Here is a 1,427-nt window from a genome sequence, read left to right on the forward strand (position 1 = left end):
AGGGCTGCGTAATGCGGAAGTCAAGCAGCTTTGAAGAGAGGATCGTAGGTCTTTCGGCGCTGGATCATGGTCCAGAGCACGGAGACGCGTCGGCGTGCGAGAGCGATGAGCGCCTGGGTGTGGTGTTTTCCTTCGCGTCGCTTGCGGTCGTAGAACGCCTTGGAGAGCGGATCCTTTCGACAGACAGCGCAGAAGGCGCCCTGGTAGAAGACGCGCTTGAGGGCCTTGTCCCCGCCGTAGGTGCGCCGCCAGCCTGCCTTTCGGCCCGACTGCCGGATCACGGGCGCAAGCCCTGCGGCGGAGGCCAGCGCATCGGCCGAGGGGAAGCGCCGGATGTCGCCGACACAGGCGATGAACTCTGCCGCGAGCACCGCCCCCATCCCCGGCAGCGACTGGATGAGGGCGCCGTCAGGGTGGACGGCGAGCAGGGCCGCAAGGTCACGGTCGAGGCGGATGATCTTCACTCGGGCCTCGAGCGCCTCGGTGGCGAGTTCGCGCACCAGTTCGGCCATGGCCGCCTCGCCGGGTACGGCGAGCATCTGGGCACGCGCCGCGGCAAGGGCGTGGTCGGCCAGCGCCTCGGCGCCCTGCACATGCGGGGTCTTCGCGAGATGCGCCATGATCCGCCGCTTTCCGGCATGCCGGATCTCGGCGGGCGTGACGTAGCGGGTCAGCAGGACCAGCGGCCCCTTGCAGGTAACGTCGAGGTCGCGCTCGAGCCCCGGATGGATGCTGCTCAGGAGCCCGCGCAGGCGACAGAGGCGCCGCGTCTGCTCCTCGATCAGGTCGCGGCGGCGGCCGACCTTGAGGCGGATCGCCGTCACCGTCTCGTCGTCCGGCAGGATCGGGCGCAGCTCGCGGGTGCGCACCAGGTCGGCGATGGTGCGGGCGTCGCGCGGATCGGACTTGCTCTCGCCCCCGGCAAAGCCCTGGCCCGCCCGATTGACGGCAATGCCCGGCGCATGGACGAGCCGGAAACCTTCGGCCAGAAGCGACGCGCCGAGGAAATGCGCGAAAGAGCCCACCACGTCGAGGCCGATGACCGGCTCGCCGCCAAGCGCACGCAGATCGGCCGCGAAGGAGGCGATCCCCTCCGGCGTGTTCTCCACCGCCCGATCGAGCAGCGTCCGGCCTGCCTCATCAATGGCACAGGCCCAGTGGATCGCCTTGGCGACATCCATTCCCACAGAAATCCGCATGGTGATCCTCCCTCGTTGCCCCGGACCCGCATGCCCCGTCTCGCCGGCATCGCCTTACAAAGCCATCGGGGGCATCGCGTAATCAGCGGTCGATCAAGGGCGGCGATGCGGGCGGCCCAGCCCTCCGAGCCATCGGGAACAGCCAGCATGACAGCCATACCCGCATCGCCTGCGCCCAAGCAGCTTCCCACCGACATGGGCGCATTGAAAAGAGGTAAGGCGGCATGA

General features: G+C 68.7%; 1 protein-coding gene. It reads right to left on the reverse strand.

Annotation, left to right across the window (positions count from 1 at the left end):
• Positions 1–20: 20 nt before the first annotated feature.
• Positions 21–1,181 (reverse strand): IS110 family transposase, encoded by a 1,161-nt coding sequence (locus EYB42_RS17180; RefSeq protein ID WP_205910017.1) that lies wholly within the window; start codon positions 1,179–1,181, stop codon positions 21–23.
• Positions 1,182–1,427: the final 246 nt, after the last annotated feature.

It is taken from the genome of Tabrizicola caldifontis, from assembly GCF_004762095.1.
Lineage (GTDB): Bacteria > Pseudomonadota > Alphaproteobacteria > Rhodobacterales > Rhodobacteraceae > Tabrizicola > Tabrizicola caldifontis.